This window comes from Paenibacillus sp. FSL R10-2199, from assembly GCF_038000235.1.
Taxonomy (GTDB): domain Bacteria; phylum Bacillota; class Bacilli; order Paenibacillales; family Paenibacillaceae; genus Paenibacillus_AQ; species Paenibacillus_AQ phytohabitans.
On sequence record NZ_JBBOBO010000001.1, the window covers coordinates 2,486,217 to 2,506,292 of the forward strand.

Annotated in this window: 17 protein-coding genes; all 17 read left to right on the forward strand. The window is 45.7% G+C overall.

Annotated features, from left to right (window positions below; genetic code table 11):
• Positions 1–131 precede the first annotated feature (131 nt).
• The 17 genes from lonB (at position 132) to NYE33_RS11040 (ending at position 20,073) form a co-directional block, all read left to right on the forward strand.
• Complete coding sequence (gene lonB, locus NYE33_RS10960; RefSeq protein ID WP_042139662.1) at positions 132–1,841, forward strand: ATP-dependent protease LonB; 1,710 nt, start codon at positions 132–134, stop codon at positions 1,839–1,841.
• Between the two features lie 572 nt (positions 1,842–2,413).
• Positions 2,414–2,917: a hypothetical protein gene (locus tag NYE33_RS10965; protein WP_341065749.1), complete on the forward strand. Its 504-nt coding sequence runs from the start codon at positions 2,414–2,416 to the stop codon at positions 2,915–2,917.
• A 246-nt stretch (positions 2,918–3,163) separates the two neighbouring features.
• Positions 3,164–5,557: an endopeptidase La gene (gene lon / locus NYE33_RS10970; protein WP_076248593.1), complete on the forward strand. Its 2,394-nt coding sequence runs from the start codon at positions 3,164–3,166 to the stop codon at positions 5,555–5,557.
• Positions 5,558–5,569: 12 nt separating this feature from the next.
• Positions 5,570–6,235, forward strand: a complete 666-nt coding sequence (yihA, locus tag NYE33_RS10975; protein ID WP_039296666.1) for a ribosome biogenesis GTP-binding protein YihA/YsxC — start codon at positions 5,570–5,572, stop codon at positions 6,233–6,235.
• Between the two features lie 28 nt (positions 6,236–6,263).
• Positions 6,264–6,851, forward strand: a complete 588-nt coding sequence (locus tag NYE33_RS10980) for a non-ribosomal peptide synthetase module (RefSeq protein WP_076248595.1) — start codon at positions 6,264–6,266, stop codon at positions 6,849–6,851.
• 101 nt (positions 6,852–6,952) lie between these two features.
• Entirely contained in the window at positions 6,953–7,735 is a 783-nt protein-coding gene (locus NYE33_RS10985) for a tyrosine-protein phosphatase (protein WP_341065753.1), read from the forward strand.
• 92 nt (positions 7,736–7,827) lie between these two features.
• Positions 7,828–9,825 (forward strand): S-layer homology domain-containing protein, encoded by a 1,998-nt coding sequence (locus NYE33_RS10990; protein WP_341065755.1) that lies wholly within the window; start codon positions 7,828–7,830, stop codon positions 9,823–9,825.
• Positions 9,826–9,925: 100 nt separating this feature from the next.
• Positions 9,926–10,702: a YveK family protein gene (locus NYE33_RS10995; RefSeq protein WP_341065757.1), complete on the forward strand. Its 777-nt coding sequence runs from the start codon at positions 9,926–9,928 to the stop codon at positions 10,700–10,702.
• The gene (locus NYE33_RS11000; RefSeq protein ID WP_076248605.1) at positions 10,683–11,369 is read left to right on the forward strand and encodes a CpsD/CapB family tyrosine-protein kinase; all 687 of its coding nucleotides are present in this window, start codon (positions 10,683–10,685) and stop codon (positions 11,367–11,369) included. Before NYE33_RS10995 ends, NYE33_RS11000 begins: the two co-directional genes overlap by 20 nt.
• 42 nt (positions 11,370–11,411) lie before the next feature.
• Positions 11,412–13,244: a polysaccharide biosynthesis protein gene (locus tag NYE33_RS11005; protein WP_341065760.1), complete on the forward strand. Its 1,833-nt coding sequence runs from the start codon at positions 11,412–11,414 to the stop codon at positions 13,242–13,244.
• 22 nt (positions 13,245–13,266) lie between these two features.
• Entirely contained in the window at positions 13,267–13,974 is a 708-nt protein-coding gene (locus tag NYE33_RS11010) for a hypothetical protein (RefSeq protein WP_341065762.1), read from the forward strand.
• A 2-nt stretch (positions 13,975–13,976) separates the two neighbouring features.
• Positions 13,977–14,975 (forward strand): copper amine oxidase N-terminal domain-containing protein, encoded by a 999-nt coding sequence (locus NYE33_RS11015; protein ID WP_341065764.1) that lies wholly within the window; start codon positions 13,977–13,979, stop codon positions 14,973–14,975.
• Positions 14,976–15,016: 41 nt separating this feature from the next.
• A complete protein-coding gene (locus NYE33_RS11020) occupies positions 15,017–15,637 on the forward strand; it encodes a sugar transferase (RefSeq protein WP_341065766.1) in 621 nt (206 codons plus the stop codon).
• Between the two features lie 30 nt (positions 15,638–15,667).
• Entirely contained in the window at positions 15,668–16,969 is a 1,302-nt protein-coding gene (locus tag NYE33_RS11025) for a 3-hydroxyacyl-CoA dehydrogenase family protein (RefSeq protein WP_341065769.1), read from the forward strand.
• 20 nt (positions 16,970–16,989) lie between these two features.
• On the forward strand, positions 16,990–18,255 hold the full coding sequence (locus tag NYE33_RS11030; RefSeq protein WP_341065771.1) for an acetyl-CoA acetyltransferase: 1,266 nt from the start codon (positions 16,990–16,992) through the stop codon (positions 18,253–18,255).
• Positions 18,256–18,269: 14 nt separating this feature from the next.
• The gene (locus NYE33_RS11035; protein WP_340840100.1) at positions 18,270–18,914 is read left to right on the forward strand and encodes an acetyltransferase; all 645 of its coding nucleotides are present in this window, start codon (positions 18,270–18,272) and stop codon (positions 18,912–18,914) included.
• A 55-nt stretch (positions 18,915–18,969) separates the two neighbouring features.
• The gene (locus NYE33_RS11040; RefSeq protein ID WP_341065774.1) at positions 18,970–20,073 is read left to right on the forward strand and encodes a DegT/DnrJ/EryC1/StrS family aminotransferase; all 1,104 of its coding nucleotides are present in this window, start codon (positions 18,970–18,972) and stop codon (positions 20,071–20,073) included.
• Positions 20,074–20,076 lie beyond the last annotated feature (3 nt).

Below are 20,076 nucleotides of genomic sequence, written 5' to 3' on the forward strand. Positions count from 1 at the left end.
TGCGGGCCGGGAAGGGTGCAGGAGTCTTCTGTTTTTTTGGCAAAGGCGTTTACGAATGATTGAAACGGCTATACTACCTAGTAGTAGTTAAATACTGGACAGGCAGACGGAAGGAAACAGGAGGGTGTGCTATGCAACTAAGTATATTGCTGATGATCGTGCAGCTCTTTTTCGCGCTGGTCATCGGCGTTTATTTTTGGAATCTGCTGCGTGGACAGAAGACCAACAAGACGGCGGTAGACCGGGAATCGCGCAAGGAGCTGGATAAGCTGCGCAAGATGCGGATGATCTCTCTGACCAAGCCGCTCTCAGAAAAAACACGTCCGGCCTCCATCGATGATATCGTCGGACAGAAGGACGGGCTGCGCGCACTTAAGGCCGCGCTCTGCAGTGCCAATCCGCAGCATGTTATTATCTACGGGCCGCCTGGTGTGGGCAAGACAGCCGCTGCGCGTGTGGTCATGGAGGAAGCGAAGAAGAATGCGCTGTCCCCGTTCAAGCGCGATGCCAAATTCACAGAGATCGATGCCACTACCGCGCGCTTCGATGAGCGCGGGATTGCCGATCCGCTCATCGGATCGGTGCATGATCCAATCTATCAGGGTGCGGGGGCCATGGGGGTGGCCGGAGTTCCGCAGCCGAAGCCGGGAGCGGTAACCAAGGCGCATGGCGGGATTCTGTTCCTGGATGAGATCGGGGAGCTGCATCCGATTCAGATGAACAAGCTGCTGAAGGTGCTGGAGGACCGCAAGGTGCTGCTGGAGAGTGCGTACTATAATTCAGAAGACAGCAACACACCGGCGTATATCCATGATATCTTCCAGAACGGCCTGCCCGCCGATTTCCGGCTGGTTGGTGCAACGACACGTTCGCCGGATGAAATCTCGCCTGCGCTCCGTTCGCGCTGCATGGAGATCTATTTCCGGCCGCTGCTGCCGGAGGAGATTGCGGTGATCGGACGGGATGCCGTCCAGAAGGTCGGGCTGAAGCCAAGCCCCGAAGCGGTGGAAGTGGTGCAGCAATATGCCACGAACGGCCGCGAGGCCGTGAATATGATCCAGCTGGCCGCCGGATTGGCCCTGACCGAAGGCCGGGATACCCTGAGCGCTGCCGAAGTGGAATGGGTCGCGGGCAGCAGCCAGCTGCCGCTGCGGACGGAGCGCAAGATTCCGACGTCTCCGCAGATCGGGCTGGTTAACGGCCTTGCCGTCTACGGGCCGGGCATGGGCACGCTGCTGGAGATTGAAGTCTCCGCCGCACCTGCTGCTAATGGACAAGGCAGACTGAATATAACCGGTGTAGTCGATGAAGAGGAGCTGCGCGGCGGCTCACGGACGACCCGGCGCAAGAGTATGGCCAGAGGCTCCATCGAGAATGTGCTGACCGTACTGCGTACGATGAAGCTGGACCCGGACCACTACGACCTGCACATTAACTTCCCTGGCGGTACGCCGATTGACGGCCCGTCCGCCGGAGTAGCCATGGCGGTCGCTATCGTCTCCGCCATCCGGCAGCTGCCGGTGGATAACACGGTAGCGATTACCGGGGAGATCGGCATCCACGGCCGTGTGAAGCCGGTCGGCGGCGTGGTCGCCAAGGTCGAGGCCGCGTTCCAGGCCGGTGCAACCACCGTGCTGATCCCTAAGGAGAACTGGCAGTCGCTGTTCGCCGACCTCGGTCCCCTGCGGGTCATCCCGATGGACACCGTCGAAGAAGTCTTCCGCCATCTGTTCGGCGCGGATACGGCAGACGTGAGAATGCCGGCCGTGTCGGGCGAGACCTTCTCTTCGGCACCTTCCCTGCTGAAGGCGGATGCTTCCGGGGAGAGCTTGCCGGGATAGCAGCAGTCTATATGAAGAGGTCCCTCAGATCATATACTGGGGGACCTTTTTTTGCGAAATTTGCCGGAACGGTACCGGAGCTAGACCGGAAATAGATGGATTTTCTACACTTGCTGAGGAACGAATGAACCCTTCGGAAACAGCAGTTGGATAAACGGCACTTAAATTATTGTCTTTCACTCAAACTAGCTAAATCACCCGAATTAAATGTAGTTTTTCCACTTGCTTGCCCCCGATCCGCCGAAATCAACAAATTAAGATACCTTTATCCACTTGCTTGTGGCATCAGTCCGTATCCGCGCGGTTCCTCCCCTTTTGTCCGCAGAATGTAGCTCTTGGGGGTCCCCCCCCTGTAAAGTACTTGATTCACCGTCCAAGCTAAAACACGACCTTGCGGGCCGTTTCCACTTGGTAAAGGATCATGTTTCTTGAGAAGAGGGCTGACATTCCTCCGCCCGAAATGGTATAATGAATAGATCAGTGTGTGGAGATATTAGTCTTTGATAGACTAAAAATATATGTCTCAGGATACGTCTGCCATCTGAAATACTATTTTCATGGAGATGACGTACATGCACGGAGAAACAAGACTGCCCAGAAACGCCAAAGAGGGTTTGTTATTTTTGTTAATAGTTTCAATCATTTCAGTAAATACGATTGCTCCTCTTATCGTAGGGCTGGAGCTCGGATTCAGCAAGGAAGTGTATCTGGATACACTGAAGATCCTTCCATTCATGTGGGTAATCGTAGTTCTGCTGGTACGGCTGGTGGCCGGACCTATTGTCCGCAAAGTGCTGCCGAAATTCACAGGCCAAACCGACGGATTTAATGCCAGGATTCTCCTGAATATTTTATTAAATGTTACAGTATTATCGGTTTCACTGTCGGTTATCGGCACATGGGTTGGAACGGGAAATGTAAGTCTGGAGCCCGTCAGAAACTTCCTTCATATCTGGCCAAGGAACTTTGGGATAGCCTTCTGGATTGAACTGCTGGTTGCGCAGCCGATCGCAAGATTGGCAATGAAGACGTTGCATGCAAGGCAGGACCGTAAGGCACAAAGTGTAAATGCGTGATCAGGGCTAATCGTCCAAAATAACAATACATTCAGGGAACGTCCATGCCGGGCGTTCTTTTCTTTTAATGGATCAGGCACCCTTTAAGTAAAGGCAACGGCATAGTACACTTAAGTTTAGCGAATACTAAAAGACGACTGCGTCACAGCATTTGCCGCGGCACAAGGCTTGTTGGTGTTTTCATGCCGCTTTTGTTAGAATGAATGCATATGACACTACTTATGAACCATGGGAGGTGCGAAAGCGATGATACAAAGCAAATCGAAAGGTCGTCGTTTTCCTTTATTACCGCTTAGAGGTCTTCTTGTATATCCCAGCATGGTTCTGCATTTAGATGTAGGCCGCGAGAAGTCAGTCCGGGCACTGGAAAAAGCTATGGTTGAAGATAACCTGATTCTCCTCTGCTCCCAGTCGGAAGTGAATATAGAGGAACCGGGACAAGAAGATATTTTCCGGGTGGGTACAGTTGCGAATGTGCGGCAGATGCTGAAGCTTCCCAACGGCACGATCCGTGTGCTGGTGGAGGGCGTAGAGCGTGCCGAGATTATTCATTATACGGATAACGAGGAGTACTACGAGGTAATGGCGCGTGAGCTGCCGGAGCAGGAGGATGTCGATCAGGAGAGTGATGCTCTCATGCGTACCGTACTGAGCCAGTTCGAACACTACATCACCTTGTCGAAGAAGGTTACTCCCGAGACGCTGGCCGCTGTCTCCGATATTGAAGAGCCGGGCCGGCTGGCCGACGTGATCACCAGTCATTTGGCGCTGAAGATTAAGGAGAAGCAGGAAATTCTGGAGACCATTGACGTCAGCAAACGTCTGGAGAAGCTGCTCGATATCCTCAATAATGAGCGTGAAGTGCTGGAGCTGGAACGCAAGATCAGCCAGCGCGTGAAGAAGCAGATGGAGAAGACCCAGAAGGAGTATTACCTGCGCGAACAGATGAAAGCGATCCAGAAGGAGCTTGGCGAGAAGGAAGGCCGGGCAGGCGAAGCGGATGAGCTGCGCGCCCAGATGGAAGAGAAGAATCTGCCAGAGCGTGTGCAGGAGAAGATCGAGAAAGAAATCGACCGTCTGGAGAAAATGCCGGCAAGCTCGGCCGAGGGCAGTGTCATCCGCAACTATGTGGATTGGCTGCTGGGTCTGCCGTGGAGCGAAGCAACTGAAGATGATCTGGATATCAAGAAGGCGGAGCAGGTGCTGGATGCAGACCACTACGGTCTGGAGAAGCCGAAGGAACGCGTACTGGAATATCTGGCTGTACAGAAGCTGGTCAAGAGTCTGAAGGGGCCGATTCTGTGTCTGGTAGGTCCTCCGGGTGTCGGTAAAACCTCGCTCGCACGCTCCATCGCCCGCTCGCTGAACCGTAAGTTTGTCCGCATCTCGCTGGGCGGCGTACGGGATGAAGCGGAGATTCGTGGTCACCGCCGTACCTATGTCGGGGCTATGCCGGGGCGTATTATCCAGGGGATGAAGACTGCGGGCAGTATCAACCCGGTCTTCCTGCTGGATGAGATCGACAAGATGGCAGCGGACTTCCGCGGCGATCCGTCGGCGGCTCTGCTGGAGGTGCTTGACCCTGAACAGAACAATACGTTCAGCGATCACTTCGTAGAGCTGCCGTTCGATCTCTCGAACGTCATGTTCGTAACGACAGCGAATGCCGTGCATAATATTCCGCGTCCGTTACTGGACCGGATGGAGATGCTGTTCATTCCGGGATATACGGAGCTTGAGAAGCTGCAGATTGCCAGCCGCTATCTGCTGCCGAAGCAGCGCAAGAATCATGGGCTGGAAGAGGAACAGCTGTCCATTGAGGACGATACGCTGCTGAAGATTGTGCGCGAGTACACCCGGGAATCCGGGGTGCGGAACCTGGAGCAGCAGATTGCTGCCCTATGCCGCAAAGCCGCCAAGCAGATTGTCTCGGAAGAGAAGGAACGCGTAAGCATTCTTCCGGAAGAGATCAAGGATTATCTGGGCGCCTCCAAGTACCGCTATGGAATGGCGGAGCTGGAGGATCAGATCGGCACCGTGACCGGGCTGGCCTGGACCGAGGTTGGCGGCGACACGCTGCTGATCGAAGTAACGGTTGTACAGGGTACGGGCAAGCTGACGCTGACCGGACAGCTGGGTGATGTGATGAAGGAGTCGGCGCAGGCCGCCTTCAGCTATACCCGCTCTAAGGCGGAGGAGCTGGGACTGGCGCCGGATTTCCATGAGAAGAACGATATTCATATCCACATTCCCGAAGGTGCGATCCCCAAAGACGGTCCGTCTGCAGGGATTACGATTGCAACAGCCCTGATCTCCGCCCTGACGAAACGTTATGTCTCGAAGACTGTGGCGATGACCGGCGAGATTACGCTGCGCGGGCGTGTGCTGCCGATCGGGGGCCTCAAAGAGAAATCGCTGGCTGCCCACCGTGCAGGCTATAAGAAGATCCTCATTCCTAAGGACAACGAGCGTGACCTTAAGGATATTCCCGAGAGTGTCTTGAACGATGTGGAGTTTGTGCCGGTAGCCCATATGGATCAGGTGCTGAAGCATGCACTTGTGGATCATGAGGCCGTCAGCGGCAGAGACACAGATACGGATACAGAAATAAGTATTGAAGCGCCAAGTAGTGTGCATTAGAAAGGAAGTCCTATGAAAGTTAACAATGCCGAATTTGTGATCAGTGCCGTGGGCCCTGATCAGTACCCTGAGGATGCCTTGCCGGAGATTGCTCTGGCAGGGCGCTCCAATGTAGGGAAGTCCTCTCTGATTAACCGCATGATTAACCGCAAGAATCTCGCCCGCACCAGTTCTACACCGGGTAAGACGCAGCATATGAACTATTATCGTATTAATGAAAGTATGTATTTCGTCGACTTTCCGGGTTACGGATACGCCAAGGTCTCCAAGACACAGCGCGCCTCCTGGGGCAAAATGGTTGAGAAATACATGTCCGAGCGTGAAACGCTGAAGATGGTCCTGCTCGTTGTAGACCTTCGTCATCCGCCAACCGGCAATGACAAGATGATGTTCGACTGGCTGAAGCATTATGATCTGCCGCTCTGTGTAGTGGCAACCAAGGCGGATAAGATTCCGAAGACCCGCTGGCCGAAGCATATCAAAGTGATGAAGCAGGAGCTCGGTGTGCTGCCGGGTGATAACTTCATTGCCTATTCTTCAGAGATTGGACTTGGCAAAGACGAACTATGGGAACTTATCGATAGACATACTCTTCCTACCGAAGAAGAACCTCCGGCAGAACCGGACGATCAGGATTCCGGGGATGAACCACAGCACGAAGACTCTTCTGAGACTTAAGGGTTTGTCATAGAATTGAGGGATGGTTATGGCTCAGCGTCTGGCTATGGAATATGTGAATGCAACAATGCAAATGACCGAATTTCAGCTGAACCAGTTTCTGCTTACCGCCGATACCAGCTATATCAGCCACCGTGTGAAGATCCTTGGCGCGGGTGAACAGGAGATTGTGCTGGAGGAAGCCGGAGGCGAGGAGGTACATCTGTCTTTTGAACGCAAAGGCGGCATCTATATTGGTTCCTTGTCCTGCAGGGTAGTGAATCCTCATCTGATCAATGCGGTCCGTAAGCTCTTCTTCATGTATAAGGGCACGGGAACCGTGAACCGGATTTATAAGGAATTAACCATGATGTATTACTATGAGGGTGGCTCGGTGCGCCGGATCTCGGAAGTGAGACCCGGCGGCACCAAGCTGATCTATCAGCATAAATATTCATTAGTAGAGATGATGTCTATTTACAAGCTGCAGACGGTAGAGCATGAGATAGAACAGGAGCGCCGGAAGATTAATAGCCTGCTGGATCTCCGCAATACTTGTCAGCATGAAGCGGACATCCGTGAAGTAGACGAACAGCTTAAGATGGTAACTTATCGGCTGTTTCAATTAGAAGCTTAACGAAATTTATTTTAAAATTTAGCAATCATTTCCTAGCGAAATGGTTGTATTTTTTTACGTATACTATACATATCCTCTCGAAAAGGACCGATAAACTACATATGATAGATATCCATAGCCACATTCTACCCTTCATGGATGACGGAGCCGCTGATGTTGACGCCGCTCTCGCCATGGCGCAAGACGCCCATAACGATGGTATTACCACTGTAGTTGCTACGCCGCATCATGCGAACGGAGTCTATATGAATCCGGCTCCGGATATTGAAGCGGCTGTGCGGTTGCTGAATGAGAAGCTCCAGGAGGCTGGCAATCCCCTTCAGGTGCTGCCGGGCCAGGAGATTCGTATCTACGGCGACCTGCTGGATGATCTGGAGAAGGGACAACTGCTGACGCTTGCCGGTTCCAGATACATTCTGCTGGAGATGCCCTCTTCGCGGGTGCCGCGTAATATGGAGGAGACCTGCCATGAGCTGATCATCCAAGGTTATGTACCGGTGATCGCCCATCCGGAGCGTAATGCCGAGGTTGCCGAGAATCCGTCCAAGCTGGAGCGGTTAACCGAATTGGGAGCACTGGGACAGCTGACGGCACAGAGTCTTGCCGGGACCTTCGGGAGTAAGCTGCAGAAGCTGTCACTAGACTTGTGCCGGCGGGGGACTATACATGTGATTGCATCAGATGCGCATGATTCTAGTAATCGTCCGTTTGGCTTAAGCGAGGCTTACGAAGTCGTGAAGAAACATTTGGGAAATGAGACATTCGACTTTTTTCTACACAATGCGCGTAGAATTGTTGCTAATGAGGAGATCATTCGAGTTAATCCTGTTCAATCCAACAGCAAACTTCATAGATTGTTCGGATTTTTTTCTCGTAAGGGATGACCTTCCTAGTTTTTAATGGTAGAATGGGTATTACTGGATTAAAGCTATAATATTTATAAAAATACATACAATGAGGTGGATGAAAAGTGACTTTGAAGAAAAAATTGGCAGTATCTACACTAGCAGTAAGCATGGCGGCGGCATCCGTTGCCGGATTGCCCCTAAGCAGTATTCTTGGACAATCTGGAATCGTGGGTACAGCTTCTGCAGCGAGTGCAAACTATGAAACTTTGAAAGCCCGTGCCAATCTGTTGTACGGCAAATTAAGTGATGCATCCAAGCAGACACTCCGTGAGTTCCGCGCAGAGCTCCAGTCGGTATCCCGTACCGAACTGGAAACTGCCCTTGCACCGATTCTGGATCATGTTACTCTCTCTTCTACAGAGAAGACAACATTGTTTGATTTCTACTTAGAGGTAGTAGGTTCTTACTACAATCCTGATGTAACAGCGATTACAGATATTCTGGAATCACCGAATTATCCTGCTTATCAGGCGCTGGTGAAGAATATTGGTGAACAGGCCGGTATTACAGATCTGACTGTCGGCAAAGTATATAATTTCATTTCTGTAGTTGAGCAGAAGGAGATTGCAGCCTTCAAAGGAGCAAACCTGGCAGATCTGTATGCAGCAGCCAAAAATCCAAGCAGCGCATTGGCAGTTCAAGCGAAGAATATTGCGCTCAATACTAATGTAGTAGCAGGAACAGATTACACACTGAAGGCCGCGCTTCTGGAACTTGGCGTTGATGCTAACCTCGTATCCACACTGAAGACTAATCTGGAAGCTATTCCATCTGTTACAAAAGCTAAAGACGCAGCCGTAATCCTTGCTGCCGCTTACTATGACGTTTATCTTAAGTCTGGTGCAGTTGTTGATCCTGGTACTGGTTCTGGCGGCGGTGGCGGTGGCGGCAGCTCGACAGTAACAACTCCAGTTACCAATCCAACAGCTACACCTGGAATTTACGATGTATCCAAGCTGGTAACTATTGTTGGAGACAAGGCGACACTTAAGCTGGTTGATGCTGACGTACTGAAGGCATTTGATGCACTCGTTGCTTCAAGCACAGTTAAGACAGGCCTTACACTTACCTTGAACCTGGGTACAGTGAATGCTGCAACAGTGGAAGTTCCATTGTCCAAAGCAATCATCGAAGCTGCCAAGGCTAAAGGTATTGCTAATATCGCAATTACCTTCAACGGCTTGACCGTAACGATTCCAGTGGGCCAATTCAGTGAAGCTATTACACTTACAGCATCGACAATTGCTGATTCTACTGTAACTTCGATTTCCAGCCTGAAGCTGGCATCCAGCGTGTATGAATTTGATCTGACTGTAGGCGGCGTTGCAACAACAACCTTCCAGCAGCCAATCATCATTAAGCTGCCACTGAAGAATGCAACTGGCCTTGACAAAGAATTGCTCTCCGTTACGAAGATTGTATATAGTGCTCTGCAATTCCAGGGTGGTACCGTTGATGGGGATTACATCATTGAACCACGCGATACTTTCTCTTCCTACGCAGTAGTGGAGAACAAAGTAAGCTTCAAAGACATTGCAAGTGTACAAGCTTGGGCTGGAAGACAAATTGCCGTTGTAGCTGCCAAGGGCGCTATTGAAGGTGTGGGTAACGGCAACTTTGCTCCGAAGAGCAATGTGACCCGTGCTGAATTCGCCAAGATGCTGATTCGTGCATTGAACCTGGAGAACAACTCCGCTAAGCAGAGCTTCAGTGATGTAAGCACTACTTCCTGGTATGCTCCATACGTAGCTGTTGCTGCTGAGAAGGGGATCATCACCGGACGCAGCGCTGCACAATTTGATCCTAATGCAACTATTACCCGTGCAGAAATGGCGACTATGATCTCCCGTGCGATCAAGTCGGTTAACCCTGCTGCAAATACAAGTGCAAGTGCACTTAGCAAATTCTCCGATGCTGCTAAGATTAGTGCATCGCTGAGAGACGGAGTGGCCTTCGCTGCCAGCAATAACCTGGTTATCGGCAACGCAGGTAAGTTCAACCCTAACAACACTGCTACCCGTGCAGAAGCAGCAGTTATTATCTACCGTACAATTAACTTCAAGTAAGTAAATAGTAAGTGTGGAGAGCCTCCTCTCGTCTATTAGAGAGGGGGCGCTTTTTTAAGTGGAACGAAACATTACAGAAACAGCTTGGAGGGAAATTCACTTGTCAGCACAAGAATTGGATCTGCGCGATTATTTCCAGATTGTCAGGAAGAGACTGTGGATGGTTGTCAGCATTGTTATCGTGGCATGTGTTCTTGCCGGGGTCTACAGCTTATACATCAAGAATCCGGTGTATGAGGCTTCAACGAAGATTATTGTTAATCAGACACCTACTCAATCTACAGTAGGACAGCTGGATCTTAACCAGATTAATACGAATATTCAGCTGATTAACACGTACAAGGAAATTATTAAGACACCGGCAATCCTCGATGTTGTGGCCAAAGACTATCCGCAATTCGCCATTACTGCAGAGGAGATGCTGAAGAAAGTTAATGTGAGTTCCGTAAATAATACGCAGGTGATGACACTTGTCGTTCGAGATAATTCATATCAGAGAGCCGCAGAAATCGTGAATGCCATATCACTTGTGTTCAAGCAGGAGATTCCTTCCCTGTTCAATGTGCAGAATGTGTCCATCCTCAATGAAGCTAAGCTGAATCCCCCGGTTGCTCCAGGACCGGTAGAACCCAATGTGCTGATGAACCTCGCGATTGCATTTATCGTAGCCTTAATGATTGGTCTCGGAATTGCCTTCTTACTGGAGTATCTGGATGATACGCTTAAGACCGAAGATGACATTAAGAAATACCTTGGACTGCCAACGATCGCCATGATTACACGGCTTGGACAAGAAGAAACGAAGACTACAGAACAGCAAGTACAGACGCAGACCAGAAAGGCGGGGGATCTCGAACATGTCACAGCAGCCAAGTAAACAACGCCATCTGATTACCGTGACGAACCCGCGCTCGCCTGTATCTGAAGCTTTTCGGGCACTGCGCACGAATATTGATTTCTCTTCGGTAGATGAACGGATACAGATCATTATGGTCACTTCCTCCGGACCGGAGGAAGGGAAGTCTACAGTGACAGCTAACCTTGCCGCTGCGTATGCTCAAGCGGATAAGAAGGTGCTGCTCATCGATGGTGACTTACGTAAGCCGACCGCACACAAGACCTTTTCTCTTAGTAACCGTTATGGCTTATCTTCATTACTATCCCAGCAGGCGGATTTGTCTGAAGTCATTCAAGAATCCGGTGTAAATAACCTTTCATTGATGACATCTGGTCCGATTCCGCCAAATCCGGCAGAGATGATGGCGTCCAACCGCATGAGTGCGATTCTGCAGGAGCTACGCCAGCTTTTCGATGTTATTCTGATTGATACACCGCCACTATTGGCAGTTACAGACGCACAGATTGTGGCTTCCAAGAGCGATGGTGTCATTATGGTCGTGAGTTATGGCAAGGTTAAGCGAGATATTGCCGCTAAGGCAAAAGCGGGTCTGGATCGGGTAGGGGCAAGAATGCTGGGCGTAGTACTGAACAATGTGAAACGTAAAGCCAGCGAAGGTTATTATTATTACTATTATGGCAATTAAGTTTCCTATTGAAGAAAATTGTTATTTTTGGAGGCACTAAAAATGACAGCGAAAACTAGAGTCTTAATGTTATTTATGATTGATATTGCGATAATTTGGTTCAGTGTAGTTACTTCCTACATGTTTCGTTTCTTCGATGGCATTCCTCATGAGTATGTTGTCCAAATGCTGCAGTTTGGATCGATTTCGACGGTTGCTATCGGGGGGACTTTAATTTATTTTGGGCTGTATCGCCGGATGTGGCAATATGCCAGTATCGGAGAAATAGTATCCATTCTTAAAGCTATTGTCTTTGGGGCCATCATTGCTTATGGTATTTCTTTAATAATTCTACCGGCACGGGTACCTTTTGGAGTTGAAGTCCGGGTTATGGAGACAACTCTGGTTCTTGTTGGCGGTATTCGTTTTCTCTGGAGATTTCTTCGGAAGGAACGAATGAATGATAAGGATACAGAGACACATGCTTTAATTGTCGGAGCCGGGGATTGTGGAATGCTAATCGCCAAGGAAATGATGGGACCTTCGTTTGCTCATACGAAGTTAGTAGGCTTCATTGATGACAGCCCGAATAAACATCATATGTCTATCCTGGGCCTGCCTGTCCTAGGGAACAGATATGATCTGCCTCGTCTGGTGAAAGAGAAGAATATTCATGAGATTATTATTGCGATGCCTTCAGTCTCCAGAACTGAAATATCGGAGATAATCAATCTAGCTAAGACAACCGGCGCTAAGCTGAAGATTATCCCTGCCTTGAATGATCTGATCGCTGGCAAGATTTCTGTTAAGAAGCTCCGTGATGTTAGTGTGGAAGATTTACTAGGTCGTGAGCCGATTGTAGCTGATATGAACAGTATTCTGGGTTATGTTCATAATAAGACTGTGTTAGTTACTGGAGCAGGTGGTTCAATCGGTTCAGAGCTATGCCGTCAGATTTCTCCCTTTGCACCTGATAAGCTGTTAATCCTTGGTCATGGAGAGAATAGCATCTATACCATAGAGATGGAACTGCGTAAGAACTTCCCTTACCTGAACATCGTAACGATTATTGCCGATGTACAGGATCGTGCAAGACTGATGGACGTATTCCAGAGTTATAAACCGCATGTTGTCTTTCATGCAGCAGCGCACAAACATGTTCCGCTAATGGAGCGTAATCCATCGGAAGCAATAAAGAACAATGTGTTCGGTACCCGGAATGTGGCGGATTGTGCTGATAAGTATGGAACAGAACGCTTTGTAATGATATCTTCGGATAAGGCGGTTAACCCAACCAGTGTTATGGGAGCAACGAAACGAATTGCTGAGATGTACGTGCAGAGTTTAAATGCATCAAGTCATACGAAGTTCTCGGCAGTTCGATTCGGTAACGTGCTCGGTAGTCGTGGTAGTGTAATTCCAGCCTTCAAGAAGCAGATCGCAGCCGGAGGCCCAGTCACCGTCACACATCCCGAGATGGTCCGCTATTTCATGACAATACCTGAGGCAGTTCAACTGGTGATTCAATCAGGTTCTTTTGCCAAGGGTGGCGAAGTGTTTGTGCTGGATATGGGTGAACCGGTGAAGATTCTGAATTTAGCAGAGGATTTGATTACTTTATCCGGTTATGAGCCGTATACAGATATTGATATTACCTTCTCAGGTATTCGTGAAGGTGAGAAACTGTACGAAGAGCTGCTCACTGACGAAGAGAATCTTGGCTCGACTCAGCATGATCGTATATTCATTGGCAGACCTAACGTTATAAGTCAGAATCAATTGGAACTGGAATTCAAACGATTGGAACGAGTTCTTACTGAAGAGCCAAGTGCAATTCGCGAGGTGATTAATCAGATTGTTCCGATGCAGCCTGTTGCCCAAGCCGCCATTAGTTAACTAACATTAACGGAGGATAACGATGTTCAACAAGAGATGGAAGAAAGTGCTAGTGTGGTCTCTGTCCGTAGTTTTAGTAATAGTGATTGGTGGATTGTTCGCTGCAAACTATGCGGTTGATAAATTAATGACCTCAATGGCTGGGGGATTGGATTTAGAACAGGATAACACTTCCGATAGCGAGAGTGTAGTTATTGAACCAACTGTGGGACCTACTGCTGAACCGACAAATACAGCTACTATTGGGAAGAGTGATATTGAAAAGATTGTTCCCTCAGCATCATCAGTTACAAATGAGGAGAATAAGCCAATAAGTTCTCCTAATACTTCAGGGGAGAGTGTGAAAGCGGCTACTCCCGCTACAACTACTCAACCTGCAAGTACTCCATCTTCTGAGAAGGTGACAGAAACTGAAGGATACACTGCGCAGGTCTCAACTGATAAAGCTAAGCAGATTCAAGAAAATGTTACTGTGAAAGAAAAGGCAGATGTCGCCTCTATTGTAATGGGTCAATTAAGTGTATCGGATATCAAACGATTGCAGGAGTTGGCCTCTGGTGGATTAACTATTGAAGAGAAACGCGAAGCACGCAGGATCATTCTTGATAATGTCTCGGCGGATCAATATAATGAACTTTCCTCAATTGCTAAGAAGTACGGAGTGAGTGAAGGAAAGACACAAGAACAGGTTATAGCAGAAGAAAAAGCTGTGGAAGAAGGAAGTGAATAGCAATGAACAAAATTAAAATCCCGGCAACAGTTTTGCTGTTGCTTTTATTAATAGGGGCTGCTCCATTAACAGCATCAGCGCCTTTATCTGCCTCAGCTGCATCAGTAACGGCAGTAACAACTCCATCAGTGAAAACTGACTTAATTAAAGTTCGAAATATGGATGTTAAGATGATATTTGATGGTGTAGGTATGGTTCCGCCGTCAGGACAATTAGTATTTATCCATAAGAATACAACCTATGTACCCGTAAGATTCATGTCTTACGCTCTTCAAAAGAGCGTAACATGGGATGCTAAAAATCTTAAGGTCTCAGTAAACGAACCAAACAGTACGGAGTTAGTCATAATTAAAGAGTATTTAATGAATGCAGCGAATATCCAAAGAACTTTGGATACATCCAAGAGTGTTACATTATCTGAGGTGAAGGCTAGCTATGTTTTTAATGGAGCTGCCAAAACAATTCCTAACAGCCAGTCTAGTTATATATTAAATGGAACTCTATATGTGCCACTTCGATTCCTTTCAGAGTCGGCAGGGAATTCGATTAAGTGGGACCAGCAGGCAAAAGTCATTACGGCTACCTCTAAGTCCTTCCAAGAACAAAATAAACAAGGTAATGCGAAAACAGTACCTTCAGCTACTTCCACGCCATCACAGACGGATACTTCAAAAGAAAAACCCGAGAAAATTTCTTATGAATCTATAACCAGTGCAACAGAAGCCAGACTTAATACCCTGAAATCGCAAAGTGAGTCAACGTTATTTGGCACCGCTATGGAATATCTTGCTGCTCAGGACGATGCTAGTAAGCAGAGCATTATTGCAAAAGGGAAGCAGCAATTGGCATCCTTCACAGCAAGTTTTAATAGTATCGTTGCAGATGCCGAAGTACAACTCAAAGCAAATGGATACAGTACAGATATAATTGCTCAATATAGAAGTGCTTTTGAGTCAGAGCTTCAAAATGGCTTACAAGCAGTTGCAGGTATGGCGGACTAATCTCCGCCTCTTATTTCTTAATAGAAGAGGTTGAGGGTGAAATGAAGCCATATTTAATTGTGAAAAGAGTACTCGATTGTTTCTTTGCATGTATATTACTTATTATTACTTCTCCTATCATGCTAATAGCGGCATTAGCAATAAAAATCAGTTCTAAAGGTCCAGTCCTCTTTCATCAAAAGCGACCTGGAAAACAAGCTAATATCTTTACTGTGCTTAAGTTTAGAACAATGTCACTGGAAAGAGATACTGAAGGATATTTACTACCTGATATAGAAAGAATGACGCGTGTAGGAGCCTTTTTAAGAAAAAGTAGTATTGATGAGTTGCCCCAATTAATAAATGTCATGAAGGGTGATATGAGTTTTATTGGACCAAGACCTCTCCTTGTTGAATATTTAGATTACTATTCTAAAGAAGAACTACGCAGACATGATGTAACTCCAGGGATATCGGGATGGGCCCAAGTAAATGGGCGGAATGCAATATCATGGGATGAAAAGTTTAAATTAGATCTTTGGTATGTTGATCATATTAGTTTATTTCTTGACTTGAAAATAGTTATCAAAACATTATTAAATGTTATTCGGAAGACAAACATTAATAGTTCAGAAGTCGTTACTATGTCTTCTTTATCCTCTTTAAGAAAGCACAACTTATAATTCTTTGAAAATTCTCGTATGGAGGATTCTATGCTAAATATTAATATAGTGACAGTTATAGGGGCTAATGGTGCTATGGGAGCAGCTGTAGCTGGTATTTTTGCTTCTTTTGGAAATGTTAAAGTAAATATGGTAAGCAGAACGCTTAATAAGTCTCTGGAAGGAATTGAAAAAGCGGTTAAATCTGTTAGGGCAGATTCCATCAGGAGTAATTTGTTTGCCCGTACATATGAAGACCTAGCGGCATGTATCCATGAGTCCGATTGGGTATTTGAATCAGTAGCTGAAGATTATGAGATTAAAGATGAAATTAATACTGTTATTGCAAGATATAGAAAGCCAGGGACGATTGTTAGTACAGGTACATCAGGGCTTTCGATAGAAAAATTAAAGAATGTGTTTGATGAAGAGGCTAAATCTTTGTATTTTGTGACTCATTTTTTCAATCCTCCGTATAGTTTGCCATTATGTGAATTAATACCTAATGAGTCTGCCGATGCGGATACTATCGAATCACTTAAACTATATCTAGAGCAAGTTCTAATCAGAAAAGTAGTTGTACTGAAGGATGCTCCAGCCTTTCTAGCAAATCGTATAGGGTTCCAATTTATGAATGAAGCACTTCAATTTGCCGAACTCTATGAAGATAGAGGTGGTATTGATTATATCGATGCTATTTTAGGCCCTTTCACAGGCAGAGGAATGGCTCCATTAGTGACAGTTGATTTTATAGGTCTTGATGTTTATAAAGCAATTACAGATAATCTCTATTATAGTATTTCGGATTTATATAGTAACTCCTTTATTTTGCCTCGATTTGTAGATAGTCTTATTAACGAGGGTAAGCTGGGAAGGAAATGTGGACAGGGATTATATAAACTTGATAGAGACAGTACTGGTAAAAAGCATTTATTCGTTTACGATATTAAATCTCAGACTTATCGATCTAAGATTAAATATTCATTCTATTTCGTCGAGAAGATGGTTGCTGCAATTAAAGAGTCTAAATACGAAGAAGCTATTAGAATACTCCTTAATAATGACTCCGAAGAAGCGAAAATATGTACTTACTTCTTGATAAAATATGTTGTCTATTCTGTATTTGTCACAAAAGAAATTGCGGATAGTATTCATGATGCGGATACCGTAATGTCATATGGGTTCAACTGGGTTCCACCGCTTGGCCTACTTCAGTTGTTTGGTGGTAAAGAAGCAATAATTGAATCTATGAAAACGGATAATAGGCTACTCCCGTTCATATCAGCATTCAGTGAAACGGAAATTTATCCTTCAAAGCTAAATTACAGAAGGTACTTGAGGGCCAAATTCTAGATATATCATGGAGGATAAGAATGAGCAGAGTATACGTACTTGGTGGAGAACAAAGTGATTATGAAAGAAACTGGAGTAAGGAAGGCAAGTCTCTTACGGGGATGTTTAGAGAAATAATAGAAGATGGATTACTATCTACCAATATATCAGTAGAAGAGATAGGGAAATTAAATACTCAGAATAAAGTCGGCGCTTTTGTAGGGAATTTTGCAGCAGAAAACTACTTGTCGCAAGGCCATTTAGGTGCATTCTTGACTGAAGTTGATGATGTGTTTTATGGTCTTCCATCTGCCCGATACGAAGCAGCTTGTGCATCGGGTTCAGTTGCCATTGATGCTGCAGTAGCAAAAATTAAGAGTCAAGAATATGACTTGGCACTTGTTGTGGGTATCGAGATGATGAAAACGGTCGACAGTAAGCTTAGTGGAGCTTTTCTTGGGAGTGCATCATACTACGAGAAGGAGGCACAGGGTATCGACTTTCCATTTCCAAATTTGTTTAGTAAGCTGGCCGATGCTACTATTGAAAAATATAAGCTTGAAACTGAGCGTTATATGAACAATTTGGCGGAAATTTCTTATATTAACTATTCTAATGCTAAAAGGAACCCTAAAGCTCAAACAAGAAACTGGTTTATGAGTAAAGCGCAGGCTAAAATGAGAAAGACAGAATCTAACCAACTAGTGGGCGGACGATTAGCTGTCAGTGATTGTTCTCAAACGACAGATGGGGCAGCAATGGTATTCCTTGCTTCAGAAGAGTATGCTCATAATTATTGTAAAAGGAATAACCTGCAAATTAGTGAGCTTCCATATATCAAAGGATGGGGACATAGAAATGCTCCACTAACTTTTGACTCGAAAATAAAGGAAAGTATAAACGATCCATATCTTCTTAAATGGACTCGGGTTGCAGTTAAAGATGCATATACAAAATCTGGTTTGACAGTTGAGGATATGGATTTATTTGAAGTGCATGACTGCTTTACATCTAGTGAATATGCTTCATTATCATGTCTGGGTCTAACGGAACCTGGAAAGGAATACGAAGCAATTGAATCTGGATTAATCACTTTTGAAGGTGATAAGCCAGTAAATCCAAGTGGGGGATTAATAGGAGGAGGTCATCCGGTCGGAGCCTCTGGTGTAAGGATGTTGTTGGACTTGTATAAACAAGTTGCCAATAAAGCTGGAGATTATCAAGTTGAGAATGCCAAAAATGCGATGATGTTAAACATTGGGGGATCTGCAACTACAAACTATACATTTGTATTAGGTAAAGACTAGGAGGAAAAGTACCCATGCAGGACCTTGTACTAATAGGAGCAGGTGGATTCGGAAGAGAAGTTGCCTGGTTAGTGAGTAATATTAATCGAGTTAAGGAAACTTGGAACCTTATTGGGTTTATAGATAACAATTCAGCCCTTAAAGGTGAAACTATCAATGGCATTCCGGTTTTGGGGGGCGTGGAATGGTTCGGTACAAGAGAAGCAAATATTTCAGTAGTTTCCACTATAGGCAATGCAAAGACCAGAAGGAAATCAATTTCTGAATTATCAAGATTCTCAAATATCAATTACGTGACATTAATAGATCCTTCTGTAGTAATGTCGGAATGGGTAGAAATTGGTGAAGGCAGTATTATATGTGCAGGCTCTATACTAACAGTAAATATCACACTAGGTACCCATGTTATTGTTAACTTAGATTGCACTATTGGACACGATGCTGTAATCGGCGATTATTCTACGTTGTATCCAAGTGTTAACCTCTCTGGAAATACTTTGGTTAACAATAATGTAGAATTAGGAACAGGGTCTCAAGTGATACAAGGTATAACCATCGAAGAAGGAACTATTGTTGGAGCTGGTGCTGTGGTAGTTAGAGATCTACCAGCGAATTGTACGGCGGTAGGTTCGCCAGCTAAACCTATAAAGTTTAATTAATATAAAAGGTGACGATAAAATGACTAGAGAACGTATATTCCTATCTCCTCCTCACATGAGCGGAAACGAAATGAAATATATCCAAGAAGCATTTGATACGAATTGGATAGCACCCTTAGGAACAAATGTAGACAAGTTTGAAGAGGAAATGTGTGAATATGTTGGGGTGGATCATGCATTAGCCCTTTCTTCAGGCACTGCTGGGATTCATCTGGCATTAAAATACTACGGAGTCGGCCCGGGGGATTATGTATTCTGCTCAGATTTAACTTTTGCAGGCAGTTGTAACCCGATCTTATACCAATATGCTAATCCAGTATTTATTGACTCTGAACCAGAAACATGGAATATGTCTCCGATTGCACTCGAAAAAGCTTTTGAATGGGCAAAAACAGAAAATAAAATGCCTAAAGCTGTTATTATCGTAGATCTTTATGGACAAAGTGCTGATTATGATCAACTTCTTCCTATTTGCAAAAAATACGGTGTACCAGTAATTGAGGATGCTGCAGAAGCGTTAGGTGCAACCTATAAAGGGAAAAAGTGTGGCACGTTTGGTGATATTAGTATTTTCTCGTTTAATGGAAACAAAATCATTACTACCTCTGGTGGGGGGATGGTTGTATCCAATGACGAAGAAGCGATAAAAAAAATGCGTTTCTGGTCTACACAATCTAGAGAGGCCACTAGGCACTATGAACATAAAGAAGTGGGTTATAACTACCGTATGTCTAATATTTGTGCAGGAATTGGTAGAGGTCAGTTGGAGCTGTTAGAATCAAGGATTTTTACAAAAAAAAGCATATTTGAAAATTATAATAATAAATTTGAAAATAATCCTATAGAATTAATGCCAATAAGTGACAAAGGAACTCCTAATTACTGGTTGAGTGTTCTAACAATTAAGAGTGACTATCCTGTAACGACGGAACAAATTCTACTACAATTAGAAAAAGAAAATATAGAAGCAAGACCAGTATGGAAACCTATGCATATGCAGAATTTATTCGAAGAGTGTTCTTTTTTTTCTCACAATAATAATGAACTCCCTTGTGTTAGTCAAATATTATTCGAAACTGGCATTTGTCTACCTTCAGGAAGTACATTAAAAGGAACTGAACAGGATACTATTATTCAATTAATAAAAGTGTTGTATTAGGAG

Coding starts and splice junctions, on each gene's coding strand:
- lonB (WP_042139662.1), top strand. CDS start 132: ATGCAACTAAGTATATTGCTGATGATCGTGCAGCTCTTTTTCGCGCTG.
- NYE33_RS10965 (WP_341065749.1), top strand. CDS start 2,414: ATGCACGGAGAAACAAGACTGCCCAGAAACGCCAAAGAGGGTTTGTTA.
- lon (WP_076248593.1), top strand. CDS start 3,164: ATGATACAAAGCAAATCGAAAGGTCGTCGTTTTCCTTTATTACCGCTT.
- yihA (WP_039296666.1), top strand. CDS start 5,570: ATGAAAGTTAACAATGCCGAATTTGTGATCAGTGCCGTGGGCCCTGAT.
- NYE33_RS10980 (WP_076248595.1), top strand. CDS start 6,264: ATGGCTCAGCGTCTGGCTATGGAATATGTGAATGCAACAATGCAAATG.
- NYE33_RS10985 (WP_341065753.1), top strand. CDS start 6,953: ATGATAGATATCCATAGCCACATTCTACCCTTCATGGATGACGGAGCC.
- NYE33_RS11000 (WP_076248605.1), top strand. CDS start 10,683: ATGTCACAGCAGCCAAGTAAACAACGCCATCTGATTACCGTGACGAAC.
- NYE33_RS11005 (WP_341065760.1), top strand. CDS start 11,412: ATGACAGCGAAAACTAGAGTCTTAATGTTATTTATGATTGATATTGCG.
- NYE33_RS11010 (WP_341065762.1), top strand. CDS start 13,267: ATGTTCAACAAGAGATGGAAGAAAGTGCTAGTGTGGTCTCTGTCCGTA.
- NYE33_RS11015 (WP_341065764.1), top strand. CDS start 13,977: ATGAACAAAATTAAAATCCCGGCAACAGTTTTGCTGTTGCTTTTATTA.
- NYE33_RS11020 (WP_341065766.1), top strand. CDS start 15,017: ATGAAGCCATATTTAATTGTGAAAAGAGTACTCGATTGTTTCTTTGCA.
- NYE33_RS11025 (WP_341065769.1), top strand. CDS start 15,668: ATGCTAAATATTAATATAGTGACAGTTATAGGGGCTAATGGTGCTATG.
- NYE33_RS11030 (WP_341065771.1), top strand. CDS start 16,990: ATGAGCAGAGTATACGTACTTGGTGGAGAACAAAGTGATTATGAAAGA.
- NYE33_RS11035 (WP_340840100.1), top strand. CDS start 18,270: ATGCAGGACCTTGTACTAATAGGAGCAGGTGGATTCGGAAGAGAAGTT.
- NYE33_RS11040 (WP_341065774.1), top strand. CDS start 18,970: ATGAGCGGAAACGAAATGAAATATATCCAAGAAGCATTTGATACGAAT.